The organism is Streptomyces sp. NPDC091209 (assembly GCF_044757755.1).
Classification (GTDB): domain Bacteria; phylum Actinomycetota; class Actinomycetes; order Streptomycetales; family Streptomycetaceae; genus Streptomyces.
Genome location: NZ_JBIVVR010000001.1, coordinates 6,978 through 23,629, shown reverse-complemented (window position 1 = coordinate 23,629; position 16,652 = coordinate 6,978). Strand labels below are relative to the sequence as shown.

The window sequence follows — 16,652 nt, the reverse complement described above, 5'->3', positions numbered from 1 at the left end:
CCTGTCGGCGGCCGGGAGGCGTGACTAGCCCTGACCCGGTGGCCGGCCGGGGCGGCACTGGAACGGGTAGCTCGCGGCCTCCGAGGCGGCGGCCTCCGCGTCGCCCGTCCTGATCGCGTCCACGAGCCGGTCGTGGTCCATGTACGTCTCCGGCGTCAGCTCCTTGCCGACGTCCTCGCGCAGCCAGTCGCGCAGCACCTCGCCCAGATCCGCGTACATCGCCGTCATGACGTCGTTGTGGGACGCGGCCACCACCGCCAGGTGGAAGGTCGCGTCGGCGGCCACGAAGCTCTCCGCGTCGCCCGACCCCCAAGCCTCTTCCCGGCGTACGAGAAGGGCGTCCAACTGCTTGAGATCGCGCTCGGTGCGCCGCTCGGCGGCCAGCCGGGCGGCACTCGACTCCAGCGTGGAACGCAGTTCGGCGATGTGCCGCGGGTCGGCGTCCGCGAACCGGCGGTGCATCACGCCCGCCAGCTCGCTGGTCGCCACGACGTAGGTGCCGGAGCCCTGCCGGATGTCCAGCAGCCCGTTGTGGGCGAGCGCCCGGACGGCCTCGCGCACGGTGTTGCGAGCGACACCGAGCTGGTCGACGAGCTCCGGCTCGGTGGGGATACGGGAGCCCACCGGCCACTCGCCCGAGGTGATCTGGTTCCGCAGCTCGGCGATGACCTGCTCGGATAGGGCCGAACGGCGGGGATGGCTCAGCGGCATGACGGTCCTTCGTACGGGCCCGGCTGTGGTCGTTCGCGCGGGGCCGGAGGTTCCGGAGATTAACGCAGCAGGATTGGACAGCCAATCATCCCATGATTCTATGATGGGCGTCATGGCCATCGAGGAGACCCGGACGGCGACGACGTCCCCAGCGATACACCGCTCCACCGAGAGCACGGCACCCGAGACGCCTGCCCCGCGCGCGTGGACGACCCGACTCGTGGTCGCCGGCGTCGTCCTCGCCGCACTCAACCTGCGCCCGGCCATCACCAGCCTCGGCGCCCTCCTGGAAGACGTGCGCGGCGGCCTCGGCATGAGCGGCAGCGTCGCCGGACTGCTCACCTCCGTACCGCCCCTGTGCTTCGCCGTCTTCGGCGTGATGGCACCGCGGCTCGCCCGCCGCTTCGGGCCCGCCGCCGTCGTCTGCGCGGGCATGGTCGCCATCACGACGGGCCTGGCCGTGCGCCCGTACATCGGGGGCACCGCCGGCTTCCTGGCCGCCAGCGCGCTCGCGCTCATGGGCATCGCCGTCAGCAATGTCCTGATGCCGGTGATCGTCAAGCGCTGGTTCCCCGACAAGGTCGGCTCCATGACGGGCCTCTACTCGATGGCCCTCGCGCTCGGCACCTCGGCCGCCGCCGCGGTGACCGTCCCGATGACCGACGCCCTGGGCGGCACCTGGCGGTCCGGACTCGTGGTGTGGGCGGGCCTCGCGGCGGCGGCCGTCGTCCCGTGGATTCTGCTGGTACGCGCGCGGGGCGCCGATTCCCGCGACGCTGACCGTGGGCCGGCCGCGGCCGTGGCCCGCACCGGTCGCGGTAAGGCTGCCGCCGCCACCGCGGTCCGTACCGATGACCGAGGGCCCGCCGCGTCCGGCGCAGGTCGTACCGGTGACCCTGAGACGGTCGCCGCCGGCGCAGTCCGTACCGGTGACCTCGGGTCCGCCGCGGCCCGTGCAGGAGACCGTGGGCCCGCTGCCGCTGCCGCTGCCGCTGCCGCTGCCGCCACCGCGCACGAGTCCGGCAGGCTGCGCATCACCCGCAGCCGTACGGCCTGGGCGCTCGCCGTCTTCTTCGGCCTCCAGGCCACCGCCGCCTACATCACGATGGGCTGGATGGCACAGATCTTCCGCGACGCGGGTGTAGCCGCCGGCACCGCCGGACTGCTCCTCGCCGTCACCATGGTCATGGGCGTGCCGCTGGCCTTCGTCATCCCGCGCCTCGCCACCCGCCTGCCCCACCAGGGACCCATCGTGGTCGTCCTCGGCCTCTGCGGACTCGCCGGATACGCGGGCCTCTATCTGGCCCCGGCGGCGGGTGCCTGGGCCTGGGCCCTGTTGCTCGGCGTCTCCAACTGCGCCTTTCCGCTGGCCCTCACCATGGTCGGCATGCGGGCCCGGACCGGCGCCGGTGTGGCCCAGTTGTCGGCCTTCGCGCAGAGCACCGGCTATCTGATCTCGATCCCGGGCCCGCTGCTCGTGGGTGTGCTCTACCAGCACAGCGGCGGCTGGGGCCTGCCGCTCGCGATGATGGCCGGGCTGATGCTCCCGCAGATCGGCATCGGCATCCTGGCGGGCCGCAACCGCACCGTGGAGGACGAGGCTGCCCGGTGACCCGGTGACCCGGTGACCCGGTGACCCGGTGACCCGGTGATGGGCCCCGGCGGCGGCGCGGCGGACGAAGGGTGCGAGACTTGCCGCATGCCTGTGCTCGACCCGAACCCCCCGAACGGCCAGAAGAAGCTGCTGCTCGTGCTCGGCGTGATGCTGGCCATCACGGTGATCATCGGCATCATCGCGTCCTTCGCGTCCCCGTGATCGCCGGAGCCCCGCGGCCGGCGGCGTCACCCTGACCGCAGCCGCAGCCGCAGCCGCAGCCGCAGCCGCAGCCGCAGCCGCAGCCGCAGCCGCAGCCGCAGCCGCAGCCGCAGCCGCAGCCGCAGCCGCTCGGACGCCCTCGCACGCCCCACAGAGCATGCTGCCCCTGGCACGGAACCGTCCTCGGGCCGCGGGAGGTAGGGCTAACCCCCCATCCCCTAGGGGGCGGGTGTCAGGGTCAAGTGGGTGGATCACCGGATGGGTTGGGGCCGGCTGAGTCCGTAACTTCGAGTTGTGACCGTTGGACGCGGTCCAGGGACCACTCGAAGACTCTCGGAGGCGGCATGTCGGCCCATACGCACACCCGGCCCCACCCGGCGACCAGGGGCCGCGTGGACATCCGGCTGCCCTGGTGGGCCCTCGCCCTGCCCACGCTCGCCTTCATCTCCCTGCTGCTCATGATCCTCAACCCGGCGGACGCGCACGCCGCGGGCAGCGACCCGGCGATCACCCACATGTTCGAACGGATCCAGCAGACGTTCCTGCACAACGCTCCGTGAGCCGTCGGGGTCTCACCCACCGCAATCAAGCCACGCCCCACCGAGCTGTTCCGGAGGCATTCCGGGTCGCGCCTTCACGCACAGCCGGAAGCCGTCCGCAACCCGGGGAGACCGCTTCACCCCTCAAGGGGTACGGCATCAGCCCTGACGGAGCACGGCGTCACCCCCGCCGGGGGACCGCGTCAACTCCCTGCGCCCCATGGCATGTTTCGTGCGAAGCTGGGACGCATGAGCGTCGCAGAACCCCGCAGGATTGTCCTCTTCCGGCATGCGAAAGCCGACTGGCCGCAGATGTCCGACCATGAGCGGCCGCTCGCCGACCGGGGCCGCATGGACGCCGCCGTCGCCGGACGCAGGCTGGCAGACACCGGCATCCCCCTGGACCTGGCCCTTTGCTCCACCGCGATCCGTACTCGCGAGACATGGAAGCACGCCGTCCAGGAGCTCCCGCACCGGCCGAAAACGGTCTATGAGGAGCGGCTCTACGAAGCCTCGCCGGGCGAGCTGATCGCCGTGCTCAACGAAACCCCGGACGACGCGCACAACGTGATCCTCATCGGTCACAACCCGGGCGTGCACGGCCTCGCCGATGTCCTGGCGGGCCAGGCCGAGGGTGACACCCGTACGCGCATGAACGCCCACGGCTTCCATACCGCCGCCTTCGCGGTGCTCTCCTTCGACGGCCCCTGGAAGTCCCTGGAGCCCGGATCGGGCGCCCTCACCGACTACTGGGCCCCGACGGAGTGAACCCACCCCTACGACGGACGGGGGCCCGGCACCGTGGTGGTGCCGGGCCCCCGTCCGTCGTGGCACGTCACTCAGTGGGCGTTGTCGTCCTCATGCATGTCGGCGGCCTCGACCTCTTCGCGGGTGACGCCCAGCAGATACAGCACCGTGTCGAGGAACGGGAAGTTCACCGCGGTGTGCGCGGCCTGGCGTACGACCGGCTTGGCGTTGAACGCGACCCCGAGGCCGGCGGCGTTCAGCATGTCGAGGTCGTTGGCGCCGTCGCCGATCGCCACGGTCTGGGCCAGCGGAACCCCGGCCTCGGCGGCGAACCGGCGCAGCAGCCGCGCCTTGCCCGCCCGGTCCACGATCTCCCCGGTGACCCGGCCGGTCAGCTTCCCGTCGACGATCTCCAGCGTGTTGGCCTGGGCGAAGTCGAGCCCGAGCCGTTCCTTCAGATCGTCGGTCACCTGCGTGAACCCGCCGGAGACGACACCGACTTGGAATCCGAGTCGCTTCAGCGTGCGGATCAGGGTGCGCGCGCCCGGCGTCAGCCGCACTTCTTCGCGCACCTTCTGCACCACCGACGCGTCCAGCCCCTTGAGGAGCGCCACGCGCGCGTGCAGCGACTGCTCGAAGTCCAGCTCACCCCGCATCGCGGCCGCCGTGACCCCGGCGACCTCGTCCTCGCATCCGGCGTGCGCGGCGAAGAGCTCGATCACCTCGTCCTGGATGAGCGTGGAGTCCACGTCCATCACGACGAGACGCTGGGCCCGCCGGTGCAGGCCGGCCGCCACGACGGCGATGTCCACACCGAGTGCCGAGGCCTCGGTCACCAGCGCCGTGCGCAGTGTCGCGGTCTCCGTACCGGAAACCGCGAACTCGACCGCGGTCACCGGATACTTGGCCAGCCGGAAGATACGGTCGATGTTGCCGCCGGTCTTCGTGATCCGCGCGGCGATCGCGGCCGTCGACTCCGCGGTGAGGGGATGCCCGAGCACCGTGACCAGCGAACGTCCGGATCCGCGCGGGCGGTTGTCGCCGAGGCCGGAGATGATCTCCGCCTGCATCTTCATCGATTCCGCCCAGCTGTGGACGGTGGCCCGCAGATCGCCTTCGAGGCCGGCGGGCGGCTCGGTCACGAGCGCGCACAGCACGATCCGGCCCCGGGTGACGACCTGCTCGATGTCGACCACGTCGACGGACCAGGCGGCGAGGGTGTCGAAGAGTCCGGCGGTGATGCCCGGCCGGTCCTTGCCGAAGATCTTGACAAGAAGAGTGGGCACATCAGAGGTCTGCAAAGCGCTCATGGTGTTCCCACCGTATCCGGCACCCAGTGCCTCCCGCCCGCCCGGTCCGCCTAGCGGACACGGAACAGTGGGTGACGCCCAAACGGCACACGGGTGACAAACGGACCACCCCCGCTGCGCGGGCGGCATCCACCACATCCCAGACAACTCCCCGCACCGGCCGTTGTCCCCGCCCCCGGGCCACGCGGCCCCTACACCCCGCCCTCCGTCCCCGGCCCTGCCCCTCCCGGCCCCTGGGCTCCGCCCCGGACCCCGCTCCTCAAGCGCCGGAGGGGCTGAATTCTTCCCCCGCGCCCGCCGTTTGCGTCCGGCCTCTGGTCGCGCGGGCCCCACATCCCGCTCTTCGCCCCCCCGGGCCCCTGCCCTTTCAGCCCCTGCCCCTCCCGGCCCCTGGGCTCCGCCCCGGACCCCGCTCCTCAAGCGCCGGAGGGGCTGGAATCAGCCCCAGCCCCCGCAAGCCGCTCCTCGCTCCCGGCTCCCCGCTTCCCAGGCGCCCGAGGGGCTGGATTCCTCGCCTCGGGCGGAGGGCGGGACGCACGCAGGGGCCGGCTCTTGCCTTTGCGGCCGGAAGGTCGCGGGAGGGGGCGCAGCCCAGTCACCTGCCGACCGCAGTCGGTGCCGGCGCCCCACCGGAGCGCATCCGCGCACCCTCAGCGCCGTGGCCTGCGCGGGGGCGGCGGTCCCTCGTTCGGCGAAGGGGGGACCGGTGGTGGAGGCGGTGGTGGCGGGCCGTCCTGGCGCCGCTTCGGCGGGGGACCTATCGGCCCCACCACGGTAGGCGCCCCGTACACATCACCGGGCGCCCGAGGACTCCTCGGAGCCGGCCTCCGATCCGCCGGCTCCCGCAACTCGTCCGGCACCTTCAGATACGGATTGGTGTCGGGGTTGGGTGCCCGGTACGAGCCCCCGGGCCGGTACGGCCCAGCACTCCCACCGTCACCACCACCCGCGCCGGCACTGCCCAGCTCTCCGGGCCCCCCGGGTTCCCCGATCCGCGCACCCGCCGAGTCACCCCGTGCCAACCCCGCGGCCCGCCGCCCCGCGGCCCCACTCGCACAGGCCAGAAGCGCGCCCGCCGCACCGGCCCCCGCCCCCCAGAGCGCCCCCAGCACCAACGCCACCCCCAACCGCCCGTGCAACTCGATCCCGGCCCCGAACGCGTCGAACCCGAGCACGGACAGCGAGGCGTCCACCGACACCTCCGTCAGCCACGCGAGCAGCGGCAGGGCCAGCGCCGTCACGACGCCGAGCCGAAGTGCGCAGCGCCCGGCGAACCGCAGAGCACTGTCACCCCGTACATCTGAGGCACGCGCTCCCGCAGCGGCGCCGTCACCCGCCCGTACATATGGCGTACGAGCAGCCGTCAGGACGCCCGCGTACAGCATCATCAAGGCGGCGGCGACCCCCAACAGCCATACGCGCCCGTCGAGTTCGGCGAGCCGCCCGAGCGTGACGGGCCGGGACGTGTCGACGGTCAGCAGCCTGTCGAGGGGGGCGGGGAGCAGTTTGGCGAGTTCGCCGGTGGCCTTGCCGTCCCAGGGGACGAAGAGTCCGACGGGGACGCCGAGCCACACGCCGTTGGGCGCCCCGAGCAGCGCCGCCCCCGCGATGCGCTTCGGATGGGCGTCGCCGATCGCCGCGTACGCCGCCGCCGTGAGCCCGGCCAGCACGGCGACCAGCAGAACGGCGACCAGAGAGGAGACGGCCGGCCGCACCGCGCGGTGCACGGCGTCCCAGCCGGGCGGCAGCGGCGTACGCCGGGAGGCCAGCAGAGCGATCAGCAGGACGCCGGCGGCCCACGCGGCCCCGCCGAGCAGCGTCGGCACGGTGTCGACGGAGAAGCCCACGGCCGCCTTCGCCTTCACGAGGTCACCGATCTTGCCGGGCAGCAGACCACCCAGGTCCCCGAGCCCGCCCGGGAGTCCGTCCGTGATCCTGCCGAGCCCGCCGTCCCCGCCGGTGACCTTGTCGAGCCCGAGCTTGCCGCCGTCGATCGTGATGACGTCGTGTCCGGCCCAGGCGAGCCCGCCCAGTGTCGCCACGAACACGACGATCACCGCGCCCGCCCGCGCCAGGAGTTCGGCCGGGGAGATGACAACTCCGGCCCCGCGCAAGGACCGTAGGAAGAACCACGACAGCAGCAGGGCGCCGACCAGCCCGACACCGAGCGGGGTGATCTGGATGGCGGTGTGCGCGTCGGCCCCCTTCAGCCCGAAGGCGGAGACGTTGCCGGACGGCGTCACCGCGCCGTTCACCCCGAGAGCCACCACCGCCGCCGTCATCGGGCCGAGCGAGGCCGCCGCATCCGCCCCGATCAGGTGCAGCCCGAGCGCGGCGGTGCCCGCCATGCCGATCAACGCCCAGCTCACGGAGGCGATCGCGGACAACAGCACATCTCCCCACGGCACGCTCCTGGTGCTCCCGCCGTGGTGCATGGTCCCGATGCTCATCGCCAGACCCCCCGATCCGCGCCGCGGTGTTCCCCGCGAATGTCCCCCTCGCGTGGGATTACCACTCTCCGGGCCGGTTTCAACCCCGTCAACGGAAACAGGCAACCCGCCCGTGGCCATCGTTCACAAGGCCCGACTTTCGGACATGGGGCCTGTACTGAAATAGTTCCCCACGATGTTCGACATCCCTAGACTCCCTGTGATGGGGGTAACTCGGGGGACAACTCAGTGGGGCTGGAGTGCCGGAACTCGTACTGGAATTGAATGGACGGACCTGGACGCTCGACGCGTCCAGGCCTCACACCCTCGGACGTGATCCGCAGGGGGACGTCGTGCTCGATGACGCCAGGGTCTCCTGGCGGCACGCCACGATCAGCTGGAACGGCCGCAGTTGGGTCATCGACGACCACGGGAGCACCAACGGCACGTTCGTACAGGGGCAGCGGATCCACCAGTTGGAAATCGGGCCCGGCTCGGCCGTGCACCTCGGCAACGCGACCGACGGACCGCGTCTGAGCGTGTCCGGTGCCGCGGCCCCGGTGGCGCAGCCGCAGCAACAGCCTCTGGCGGCGCAGGGTGCAGGCCCCGGCTGGGTTCAGCAGCCGACGCCGCAGGCGCCGGAGCCCGCGCAGGGAGCGCAACAGGCGGCGGGCATTCCGCAGCAGCAGGGACCCGGTGGTGGCGCGGGGGCGCCGCCGGTCTACGGCGACCGCAGCCCGACGACCTTCCACCAGTTCTCACTCGGCCGCGTGATGCGCATAGGCCGTGCGCTGGAGAACGAACTGGTGGTCTCCGACCTCCAGGTCTCCCGCCACCACGCCGAGTTCCACGCGACGCCGGACGGCCGCTTCGAGATCCGCGATCTCGGCTCGCACAACGGCACGTACGTCAACGGTATGCCGATCGCCAAGGGCGGCTCCGCGCTGCTCGGCCCGAACGACATCGTCGGCGTCGGCCACTCGACGTTCCGTCTGGTCGGTGACCGGCTCGAGGAGTTCGTCGACACCGGTGAGGTCTCCTTCTCGGCCCGCCACCTGACGGTCACGGTCGACGGCGGCAAGCAGATCCTCAAGGACGTCTCCTTCGGCGTACCCGAGAAGTCGCTCGTCGCGGTCATCGGCCCGTCGGGTTCCGGCAAGTCGACCCTCCTGAAGGCGCTCACGGGCTACCGCCCCGCCAACCAGGGCGACGTCCTCTACGACAACCGGAACCTGTACAAGCAGTTCGCCGAGCTGCGGCAGCGCATCGGTCTGGTCCCGCAGGACGACATCCTGCACAAGGAGCTGACCGTCAAGAAGGCCCTCAAGTACGCGGCCAAGCTGCGCTTCCCCGCCGACACCACGGGCGAGGAGCGCGAGGCGCGCATAAACGAGGTGCTGCGCGAGCTGAAGCTGGACATCCACAAGGAGAAGAAGGTCACCTCCCTCTCCGGTGGCCAGCGCAAGCGCGTCTCGGTGGCTCTGGAACTGCTCACCAAGCCGTCGCTGATCTTCCTGGACGAGCCGACCTCCGGTCTCGACCCGGGCATGGACCGCGATGTCATGCAGCTGCTGCGCGGCCTCGCCGACGACGGCCGTACGGTCCTCGTCGTCACGCACTCGGTGGCCGAGCTCGCGATCTGCGACAAGCTCCTCGTCATGGCGCCTGGTGGCTCCGTCGCCTACTTCGGTCCGCCGGAGGAGGCGCTGAACTTCTTCGGCTACGAGACCTGGGCCGACGTGTTCTCCGCGTTCGAGAACTACCGCGACTACGACTGGGCCGGCCGCTGGAAGGGCTCGCAGCACTACCAGATGTACGCGGCGGACATCGACGCGGTGGCTCCGCAGTCGACGCAGATGCCGCCCGCGCAGGCGATGAAGCCGCCGAAGCCGCAGAGCTGGGGTTCCCAGCTCATGACGCTGATCCGCCGCTACACCTCGGTGATCGCCTCGGACAAGGGCTTCCTGGCGCTGACCGTGATCCTGCCGGCGGTCCTCGGCTCGGTCAGTCTGCTCATCGACAACGGAAAGACGCTGCTGGTCAACGACAAGGTGCTGCCCTCGGGCGCCCATGTGGCGAACGGCACGGCCACGACGGTGCTCCTGATCCTCGCCGTCGGCGCGTGCTTCGCGGGCGCCGCCAACTCGGTCCGTGAGCTGATCAAGGAACGGGTGATCTACGAGCGGGAGCGGGCGACGGGCCTGTCGCGCTCGGCGTACCTGATGTCCAAGGTGATCGTCCTCGGGGTGATCACCGTGCTGCAGGGCGCTCTGGTCGGCGCCATCGGCTTCGGCAGCCGTGAGGTCCCGGCCCAGGGGCTGATCCTCAAGAGCCTCCCCAAGGTCGAGCTCACGCTGCCGATCATGGCTCTCGGCTTCGTGTCGATGATGTTCGGTCTGATCATCTCTTCGCTGGTGAAGACCGCGGAGAAGACCATGCCGCTCCTGGTCATGTTCGCGATCGTCCAGGTCGTCTTCACCGGCTGCCTGTTCATCCTGAACGGCACGGTGGGTGTCAACCAGTTCTCGTACCTGATGCCGGCCCGCTGGGCGGTGGCCGCCTCCGGGGCCACGCTGGACCTGAACAACATCTTCCCGAACCAGGACGATCCGACGAGCACGGACCCGCTGTGGAACCACACGGCCGGGGCCTGGACCCTGGACATGATCGCGCTGATCGTCCTCGGCGTGGTCTGCGGCTTCTTCGTGGCCCGCTTCCTGCGCCGCCACGAGCCCGAGGTCATGCGCAAGTAGCGGCCCGGGAACGACGCGAGGGCGGCACCCCGGATCGGGGTGCCGCCCTTCGGCGTCTGTGTGGGAACTCCGCGCTGAGCCCTCAGTACGCGCTGTTCACGTTGTCCATCGAGCCGTACTTGTCGGCCGCGTAGTTGGCGGCGGCGGTGATGTTGGCGACCGGGTTGTAGATGTCCCACGAGGTGCCCGCCACGTGGTACGCGGTGAACGTCGGCGGGATGACCTGCAGCAGGCCCTTCGACGGGATGCCGTTGATGGCGTTGATGTCCCAGTTGTTGATGGCCATCGGGTTGCCCGAGGACTCACGCATGATGTTCTTGTGCAGCCCCTGGTAGGTGCCGGGGATGCCCTTGGCCTTCATGATGTCGAGGGACTCGCGGATCCAGCCGTCGAGGTTGTTCGCGTACGTCTTCGCGGCGACCGTCTGGAGCTTGATGCGCTGCGTGGAACGGCTCGCGACGGCGGCCTTCGCCCGCTCGGCGGCGGCCTTCTTCGTCGCGGCGGCCTTCTTCTTGGCGACGGCCTGGACGACCGCCTTCTTCTTGGCGGCCGCCACGTGGGCCGCCTTCTTCTTCGCCGTGGCCGCGGAGTCGGCCGTGGCCTTCTGCTTGGCCGCGATGGCCTGCGCCTTCAGGTCGGCGCCGGCCAGCGGGCCGGTGACGCCGGCCTTGACGTCCTTTATCTGGTGCTCGCTGTAGGCGACCTGCGCCGTGGGGGCGGCGGCGTCGTCCGTGGTGGTGTGCGAGTTGCCGGGTACCACGGAGAACGCGAGGGCGGCGGCACCGAGGGTGGCCACACCGGCGATCGAGAGCTTGTGCAGCTTGGTCAGCGTCGGACGATGACCAGGAGTGGCGATGTTCTTGGGCATGACTGATGGACCTCTTCGAATAGCGCGGAGGTCGCTCTTCGTCCCGGCGGGGGACTGTGTTTCCGGAACAAACGCTTCGGGGGAGAACCCGATGCGCTGAGCGACAACGCAATTCTTAGCGGTCGCAAAATGCCCTGGCAAAGCTGTGACGTACGAAGCCCGATAGTGGACACGGATGGGGCAAATCGGGGCAGACTGGCACGTCTTCCCTGGTCATCTTGTCCCTTTTATCTCCTATGCTCCTTCGTACGTGACCTGGACCCTATGCGCGGGCTCACAGGGGCCCCAGGTCATTCTGACCGGCAGTTGCGAGAGCAATGCTCAGAGTGAGCACCCTCGGCCGGGAGGATGAGGTGCAGGTCCCCGAACTCGTGCCACAGGTAGCGCCTGCGCAGGGCTTCCTCGTAGCCGCGGTCGATCGCCGCCCCTCCCGCGATCGCCTCCAGCATCAGCAGATGCGAGGCCTCCGGCTCGTGCAGCCCGGTCAGCAGCCCGTCGACGGCCCGCACGCCGCGCTCCGGGGTCACCACGAGGCCGGTCCAGCCCTTCGCCGCCCGCACCAGCCCGTCCGTGCCGGTCGCGGACTCCACGGCCCGTACCGCCGTCGTACCGACCGCGACGATCCGGCCCCCGCCGGCCCGCGCCGCGTTGATCAGCCGGGCCGACACCGACGGCACCTCGTACCGCTCCGGATACGGAGGCTCGTGCGACTCCGCCGAAGCGACCCCCGTGTGCAGCGTGACCGGCGCGAACTGCACCCCCCGGCTCACCAGCTCCGCCACCAGCCGCGTGGTGAAGGGACGCGCCGCGCTCGGCATCTCCGCGCTCCCCGCACCGTCGCCGGACGGCAGCGCGAACACCGTCTGGTACACGGACAGCGGCTGGTCCCGTTCCGTATAGGAGTAGCGAATGGGCCGCCCGTGCCGCCGCAGCAGCTCCAGCACGTCCGTGTCCGGCACCCGCCCCCACCACAGCCGCCCACCGCGCGCGGACAACGGCTCGTCGAGGACGAGGCGTACGTCCCCGGGCAGGCACACCACTGTCCCCGCGGGGCCGCCCGCACGCGCACGCGTGGTCCCCCTTCCGTCGGGATCCCGCAGCTCGACCGCCCACCGCCCGTCATCGCCCCGCGTGGAGAAATGCACGACCACGCGCGCGTGGCCGGTCCGCCCGTCCACGGCCGCCGCCAGGGTGGCCGAGGTGTTGACGATCAGCAGGTCCCCGGCCCGCAGCAGCCGGGGCAGCTCCACGAACGCGTGATGCGACACCTCGGTACCGCGCGACACCAGCAGCCGTACGGAATCCCGGTCGCGGCCGGGACCACGCTGCTCCGCCGGCACCCGCGCCGACAACTCCTCCGGCACGCTTCCCCACTCCCGGCCGCGCCCGGCCTGAGGAACCCCCATCGCCGTCGTCACCGCTCCTCCAGCAGGGCCTCGGCCGCGTAGCGTCCGCTGGCCGGCCGCTCGTCGAGCAGGCGCAGAAAGGCCGGAACCGCACTCTCCGGCGTCGGCCGCGGAGCGTCGTCGTCCGGCACGGCCGCCGCGTAGAGGTCCGTACCCATGTCCCCGGGGTCCACCGCCCACACCCGCAGGCCGGGCTCCTCCTCGCCGAGGACCGCCGAGAGACGGTCGAGAGCGGCCTTCGAGGCGCCGTAGCCGCCCCAGGTCTCGTACGCCTCCGCCGCGGCGTCCGAGCTGATGTCGACGACCGCGCCCGCCCCGGCCGCCCTCAGCAGCGGCAGCGCCTCCTGGATCAGGCCCAGTGCGGCGACCACATTGACCTCCAGGGCCTGCCGCAGCCCGTCCAGGCCCAGTTCCTCCAGACGCACCAGCGGCTCCGCGCCCAGCGCGCTCGCGTTGTTCACGAGCAGGTCGACACCGCCCAGCTTCCGGGCCACCGCCACCAGCGCGGCGCGGTGACCCGCGTCCGTCACGTCCCCGGGCAGAGCCTCCACGCGCGTCCCGTTCGCGGACAGCGCCGCCGCGGTCTCCTCCAGCACCCCGGCCGTTCTGGCGTCGAGCACCAGATCCCAGCCGCGTTCCGCCAGAGCCGCGCCGAGCGCCCTACCCAGCCCCTTCGAGGCCCCCGTGATGATCGCTACCGGCATGACATCCGTCCCCTCGCTCCGACCGCCTTCCCGGCGGGTGCCCTCACCGTAGGAACGGGGGCCGCCCGGCCGCCTCGTGCGCGGGGCGCAATGATCAGGGGCCCTTCGTCCTAGGCCCAATGGCCCGGCGGACGCCGCACACGCCCGATACGCGCTGTTACACCCCGCCGGTAGTTTGGGGTCATGAGTCACGGACCCCGGTCGGGCCTGTACGCGGTGAGTTCCGCGCTGCTGGCCATGAGCAGGCATCTCGAAGTGCGCGACGTCCTCAAGACGATCGTCGCCTCGGCCCGCGAGCTGCTCGACGCGCAGTACGCGGCCCTCGGCGTGCCCGACGACCACGGCGGCTTCGCACAGTTCGTCGTCGACGGGGTCAGCGACGCGCAGTGGAAGGCCATCGGACCGCTCCCGCGCCAGCACGGCATCCTCGCCGCGATGCTGCGCGAGGCCCGCCCCGAGCGGCTGGCCGACGTCCGCAAGGACCCCCGCTTCGAGGGCTGGCCCGAGGCCCACCCCGACATGTCCGACTTCCTGGGCCTGCCCATCCGCGACGGCGACGAGACCATCGGCGCGCTCTTCCTCGCGAACAAGCTGCGCCCCGAGGGGGGACCACCGTGCCCCGAGCCGGACGGCCGCTGCGGCTTCACCGAGGACGACGAGGAACTCCTCACCATCCTCGCCCAGCACGCGGCGATCGCCCTGACCAACGCCCGGCTCTACGAACGCAGTCGCGAGCTCACGATCGCGGAGGAGCGCTCCCGGCTCGCGCACGAACTGCACGACGCCGTCAGCCAGAAGCTGTTCTCCCTGCGCCTCACGGCGCAGGCCGCCGCCACCCTCGTCGACCGCGACCCCTCCCGCGCCAAGGGCGAACTCCAGCACGTGGCCGCTCTCGCCGCCGAGGCCACCGAGGAACTGCGCGCCGCCGTCATCGAGTTGCGCCCCGCCGCCCTCGACGAGGACGGCCTGGTCGCCACCCTGCGCACCCAGATCCAGGTCCTCGACCGCGCCCACTCCGCGCGCGTGACCTTCGCCAGCCACGGTGTACGAGCGTTGCCCGCCTCCCAGGAGGAGGCCGTGCTGCGGGTCTCCCAGGAGGCCCTGCACAACGCGTTGCGGCACTCCGGCGCCACCCACGTCGACGTCACCCTGGACCGACGCGGCACCGGTGCCGTCCTGCACGTCACCGACGACGGCGGCGGCTTCGACCCCACCGCGATACGCAGCGCCGGCCGCCACCTCGGCCTGGTGTCGATGCGGGACCGGACGAGCGGGGTCGGCGGCACACTCACCGTGGAATCGGCGCCCGGAAAGGGCACCGTGATCGAAATGGAGGTCCCTGGTGGCTGACGCAATCAAGGTGCTGCTCGTCGACGACCACCAGGTCGTCCGCCGGGGACTGCGCACCTTCCTCGAAGTGCAGGACGACATCGAGGTCGTCGGAGAGGCATCCGACGGGGCCGAAGGCGTCGACCGTGCCGAGGAGTTGAAACCGGACGTCGTCCTCATGGACGTCAAGATGCCGGGGATGGACGGCGTCGACGCGCTGCGCAAGCTCCGCGAACTCGCCAACCCCGCGCGCGTGCTGATCGTCACCAGCTTCACCGAGCAGCGCACGGTCGTGCCGGCGCTGCGCGCGGGCGCCGCAGGGTACGTCTACAAGGACGTGGACCCGGACGCGCTGGCCGGAGCCATCCGCTCCGTCCACGCGGGGCATGTCGTCCTCCAAGCCGAGGTCGCGGGCGCCCTGTTGTCCCAGGAGGAGGTCAACTCGGGCCAGGGGAGAAGCGGTTCCCTCACCGAGCGGGAGCGCGAGGTGCTCGGCCTGATCGCGGACGGCCGCTCGAACCGCGAGATCGCCCGCGCCCTCGTCCTCTCCGAGAAGACCGTGAAGACCCACGTTTCGAACATCCTGATGAAGCTCGACCTCGCCGACCGCACCCAGGCCGCGCTCTGGGCCGTACGCCACGGGATCGCGGACTGATCGTCAAACGACCGTCCACCAGGGGATCCGCGCCCCGGGCACTCCCCTGGCGCACGGGCGGGACGGTGCCACCGCGCGTCAACTCGGAGGGTTCCGCTCCGGGATGAGATTCATACCGTCGGGTGTATGTCACCCGGATGGCGCATCCTGCGAGGGGTCCGGCCGTTCTCCAGTGCGCCGCGGCGGTCCGCCGCGGTGTTCGCGAGGAGGGGTTTCGCAAGTGAAGAACCTGAAGAAGTTCACAGCCGTCGCGATGGTGGCGGGCGGCCTGGTCGCCGCCGGCGCGGGCATGGCCTCGGCGACGGACGGCGCGTCGGCCGCCGGCAACGCCGTGGGCTCCCCGGGGGTCGTCTCCGGCAACCTCGTCCAGGCCCCGGTCGACGTTCCCGTGAACGTGGTCGGCAACAGCGTGAACGTCATCGGCGCCCTGGACCCGGCCTTCGGCAACCTCGGCCTCAACCGCTGAGGTTCCCCACCGGAACGACACGACCACCGGCCTTCCAGGGTGTCCCTGGGGGCCGGTCGGCTTGTCCGCTCATCGGCGGACTGCATCGGACGGGGCAATCAGTACGGCCGTCCCGTGCCGTCCCCGACTCCCCGGCGTTGCTCAGCGTACGACCCGCGGCAGGGTCGGATCCGCAAACGCAGGAGGAACACTTCCCATGAACATCGCCAAGAAGGCCGCCCTGGCCGTCACCGTCGCCGGTATCGCCGCGGGCGCTTGTGCCGGTGCCGCTGTGGCCGACGCGGGCGCCGAGGGCGCGGCCGTGCGGTCGCCGGGCGTCGGCTCCGGCAACGTCGCCCAGATCCCCGTCCACGTCCCCGTGAACGTGGTCGGCGACAGCGTGAACGTCATCGGTGCCCTGAACCCGGCGTTCGGCAACGTGGGCGCGAACGGCTGAGCCCCACCGGCCACAAGGGCCCCGCGAACGGAAACGTTTCGCGGGGCCTTTCCCACGCCCCACCGGCCAGGGCGCCCGGACCCCGGATCACGCGAAGCCCCCGACCCTTCGCTCGCCGGCGGGCCTTCCCCGCCGACGCCCGGAGCACCCGGGCACATGACCCGGCCAGGACACCCGAGCCATCCGCGCATCCGGGGAACCCGGGCAGCGCGAGCCCGAGCAGGACGCCGCAGTGACCCGTGCGCCCCAGGGAACCCGGCGATCCCCGCAAGCCCCGGGACGAGGGGGGGCACCCGAGATGCTCGTACACGCGCGGATCCCGGGCCATGCAAGCCCGAGCGGGCGGGGCAGCCGAGCCGCTCATGCATCCGAGGAACCCGGCGATGCCCGCAAGCCCCGGGACGAGGGGGGGCACCCGAGATGCTCGTACACGCGCGGATCCCGGGCCATGCAAGCCCGAGCGGGCGGGGCAGCCGAGCCGCT

16 protein-coding genes are annotated in these 16,652 nt (G+C 71.5%); 9 read left to right on the top strand and 7 right to left on the bottom strand.

Annotated features, from left to right (window positions below; genetic code table 11):
- Positions 1-24: 24 nt before the first annotated feature.
- Complete coding sequence (locus ACIQRL_RS00120) at positions 25-711, bottom strand: FadR/GntR family transcriptional regulator (RefSeq protein WP_401324880.1); 687 nt, start codon at positions 709-711, stop codon at positions 25-27.
- Between the two features lie 112 nt (positions 712-823).
- Between ACIQRL_RS00120 and ACIQRL_RS00115 the strand changes: the two genes are divergently transcribed.
- Together ACIQRL_RS00115 and ACIQRL_RS00110 are read left to right on the top strand one after the other, a co-directional pair.
- A complete protein-coding gene (locus ACIQRL_RS00115; protein WP_401324877.1) occupies positions 824-2,323 on the top strand; it encodes an MFS transporter in 1,500 nt (499 codons plus the stop codon).
- Between the two features lie 87 nt (positions 2,324-2,410).
- Positions 2,411-2,527 carry an SGM_5486 family transporter-associated protein gene (locus tag ACIQRL_RS00110; RefSeq protein WP_401324874.1) on the top strand — a complete coding sequence of 39 codons (117 nt, stop codon included), beginning with the start codon at positions 2,411-2,413 and terminating at the stop codon, positions 2,525-2,527.
- Positions 2,528-2,553: 26 nt separating this feature from the next.
- Here ACIQRL_RS00110 and ACIQRL_RS00105 read toward each other — a convergent pair whose 3' ends face one another.
- Positions 2,554-2,679, bottom strand: coding sequence for a hypothetical protein (locus ACIQRL_RS00105; RefSeq protein ID WP_401324872.1), 126 nt, complete (start codon positions 2,677-2,679; stop codon positions 2,554-2,556).
- Between the two features lie 192 nt (positions 2,680-2,871).
- On the opposite strand from ACIQRL_RS00105, the gene ACIQRL_RS00100 reads away from it, so the two are divergent.
- Positions 2,872-3,087: a hypothetical protein gene (locus ACIQRL_RS00100; RefSeq protein ID WP_401324869.1), complete on the top strand. Its 216-nt coding sequence runs from the start codon at positions 2,872-2,874 to the stop codon at positions 3,085-3,087.
- A gap of 228 nt (positions 3,088-3,315) precedes the next feature.
- On the top strand, positions 3,316-3,834 hold the full coding sequence (locus ACIQRL_RS00095; protein ID WP_401324867.1) for a SixA phosphatase family protein: 519 nt from the start codon (positions 3,316-3,318) through the stop codon (positions 3,832-3,834).
- A 71-nt stretch (positions 3,835-3,905) separates the two neighbouring features.
- Here ACIQRL_RS00095 and serB read toward each other — a convergent pair whose 3' ends face one another.
- Both serB and ACIQRL_RS00085 read right to left on the bottom strand, forming a co-directional pair.
- On the bottom strand, positions 3,906-5,123 hold the full coding sequence (gene serB, locus ACIQRL_RS00090; protein WP_401324864.1) for a phosphoserine phosphatase SerB: 1,218 nt from the start codon (positions 5,121-5,123) through the stop codon (positions 3,906-3,908).
- Between the two features lie 650 nt (positions 5,124-5,773).
- Entirely contained in the window at positions 5,774-7,573 is a 1,800-nt protein-coding gene (locus ACIQRL_RS00085) for a streptophobe family protein (protein WP_401324861.1), read from the bottom strand.
- A gap of 239 nt (positions 7,574-7,812) precedes the next feature.
- Here ACIQRL_RS00085 and ACIQRL_RS00080 point away from each other — a divergent pair, with 239 nt between their 5' ends.
- The gene (locus tag ACIQRL_RS00080) at positions 7,813-10,305 is read left to right on the top strand and encodes an FHA domain-containing protein (RefSeq protein WP_401324859.1); all 2,493 of its coding nucleotides are present in this window, start codon (positions 7,813-7,815) and stop codon (positions 10,303-10,305) included.
- A gap of 82 nt (positions 10,306-10,387) precedes the next feature.
- Here ACIQRL_RS00080 and ACIQRL_RS00075 read toward each other — a convergent pair whose 3' ends face one another.
- From ACIQRL_RS00075 to ACIQRL_RS00065, 3 genes are all read right to left on the bottom strand, one after another.
- Positions 10,388-11,173 carry a transglycosylase SLT domain-containing protein gene (locus ACIQRL_RS00075; RefSeq protein ID WP_401324856.1) on the bottom strand — a complete coding sequence of 262 codons (786 nt, stop codon included), beginning with the start codon at positions 11,171-11,173 and terminating at the stop codon, positions 10,388-10,390.
- Positions 11,174-11,463: 290 nt separating this feature from the next.
- Complete coding sequence (locus ACIQRL_RS00070; protein WP_401324854.1) at positions 11,464-12,579, bottom strand: S-adenosylmethionine:tRNA ribosyltransferase-isomerase; 1,116 nt, start codon at positions 12,577-12,579, stop codon at positions 11,464-11,466.
- 8 nt (positions 12,580-12,587) lie between these two features.
- On the bottom strand, positions 12,588-13,283 hold the full coding sequence (locus tag ACIQRL_RS00065; RefSeq protein ID WP_401324851.1) for an SDR family NAD(P)-dependent oxidoreductase: 696 nt from the start codon (positions 13,281-13,283) through the stop codon (positions 12,588-12,590).
- Between the two features lie 183 nt (positions 13,284-13,466).
- On the opposite strand from ACIQRL_RS00065, the gene ACIQRL_RS00060 reads away from it, so the two are divergent.
- The 4 genes from ACIQRL_RS00060 (at position 13,467) to ACIQRL_RS00045 (ending at position 16,169) form a co-directional block, all read left to right on the top strand.
- Entirely contained in the window at positions 13,467-14,633 is a 1,167-nt protein-coding gene (locus ACIQRL_RS00060; RefSeq protein ID WP_401324848.1) for a GAF domain-containing sensor histidine kinase, read from the top strand.
- Positions 14,626-15,267 carry a response regulator gene (locus ACIQRL_RS00055; RefSeq protein ID WP_401324845.1) on the top strand — a complete coding sequence of 214 codons (642 nt, stop codon included), beginning with the start codon at positions 14,626-14,628 and terminating at the stop codon, positions 15,265-15,267. The genes ACIQRL_RS00060 and ACIQRL_RS00055 overlap by 8 nt, the downstream gene beginning before the upstream one ends.
- A 220-nt stretch (positions 15,268-15,487) precedes the next feature.
- On the top strand, positions 15,488-15,733 hold the full coding sequence (locus ACIQRL_RS00050) for a chaplin (RefSeq protein WP_401324842.1): 246 nt from the start codon (positions 15,488-15,490) through the stop codon (positions 15,731-15,733).
- 196 nt (positions 15,734-15,929) lie between these two features.
- Positions 15,930-16,169: a chaplin gene (locus tag ACIQRL_RS00045; RefSeq protein WP_401324840.1), complete on the top strand. Its 240-nt coding sequence runs from the start codon at positions 15,930-15,932 to the stop codon at positions 16,167-16,169.
- The last annotated feature ends 483 nt before the right edge of the window (positions 16,170-16,652 follow it).

Excerpts from the sequence above, each read along its gene's own strand:
- ACIQRL_RS00120 (WP_401324880.1), bottom strand. The coding sequence starts at position 711 with ATGCCGCTGAGCCATCCCCGCCGTTCGGCCCTATCCGAGCAGGTCATC.
- ACIQRL_RS00115 (WP_401324877.1), top strand. The coding sequence starts at position 824 with ATGGCCATCGAGGAGACCCGGACGGCGACGACGTCCCCAGCGATACAC.
- ACIQRL_RS00110 (WP_401324874.1), top strand. The coding sequence starts at position 2,411 with ATGCCTGTGCTCGACCCGAACCCCCCGAACGGCCAGAAGAAGCTGCTG.
- ACIQRL_RS00100 (WP_401324869.1), top strand. The coding sequence starts at position 2,872 with ATGTCGGCCCATACGCACACCCGGCCCCACCCGGCGACCAGGGGCCGC.
- ACIQRL_RS00095 (WP_401324867.1), top strand. The coding sequence starts at position 3,316 with ATGAGCGTCGCAGAACCCCGCAGGATTGTCCTCTTCCGGCATGCGAAA.
- serB (WP_401324864.1), bottom strand. The coding sequence starts at position 5,123 with ATGAGCGCTTTGCAGACCTCTGATGTGCCCACTCTTCTTGTCAAGATC.
- ACIQRL_RS00085 (WP_401324861.1), bottom strand. The coding sequence starts at position 7,573 with ATGAGCATCGGGACCATGCACCACGGCGGGAGCACCAGGAGCGTGCCG.
- ACIQRL_RS00075 (WP_401324856.1), bottom strand. The coding sequence starts at position 11,173 with ATGCCCAAGAACATCGCCACTCCTGGTCATCGTCCGACGCTGACCAAG.
- ACIQRL_RS00070 (WP_401324854.1), bottom strand. The coding sequence starts at position 12,579 with ATGGGGGTTCCTCAGGCCGGGCGCGGCCGGGAGTGGGGAAGCGTGCCG.
- ACIQRL_RS00065 (WP_401324851.1), bottom strand. The coding sequence starts at position 13,283 with ATGCCGGTAGCGATCATCACGGGGGCCTCGAAGGGGCTGGGTAGGGCG.
- ACIQRL_RS00060 (WP_401324848.1), top strand. The coding sequence starts at position 13,467 with ATGAGTCACGGACCCCGGTCGGGCCTGTACGCGGTGAGTTCCGCGCTG.
- ACIQRL_RS00045 (WP_401324840.1), top strand. The coding sequence starts at position 15,930 with ATGAACATCGCCAAGAAGGCCGCCCTGGCCGTCACCGTCGCCGGTATC.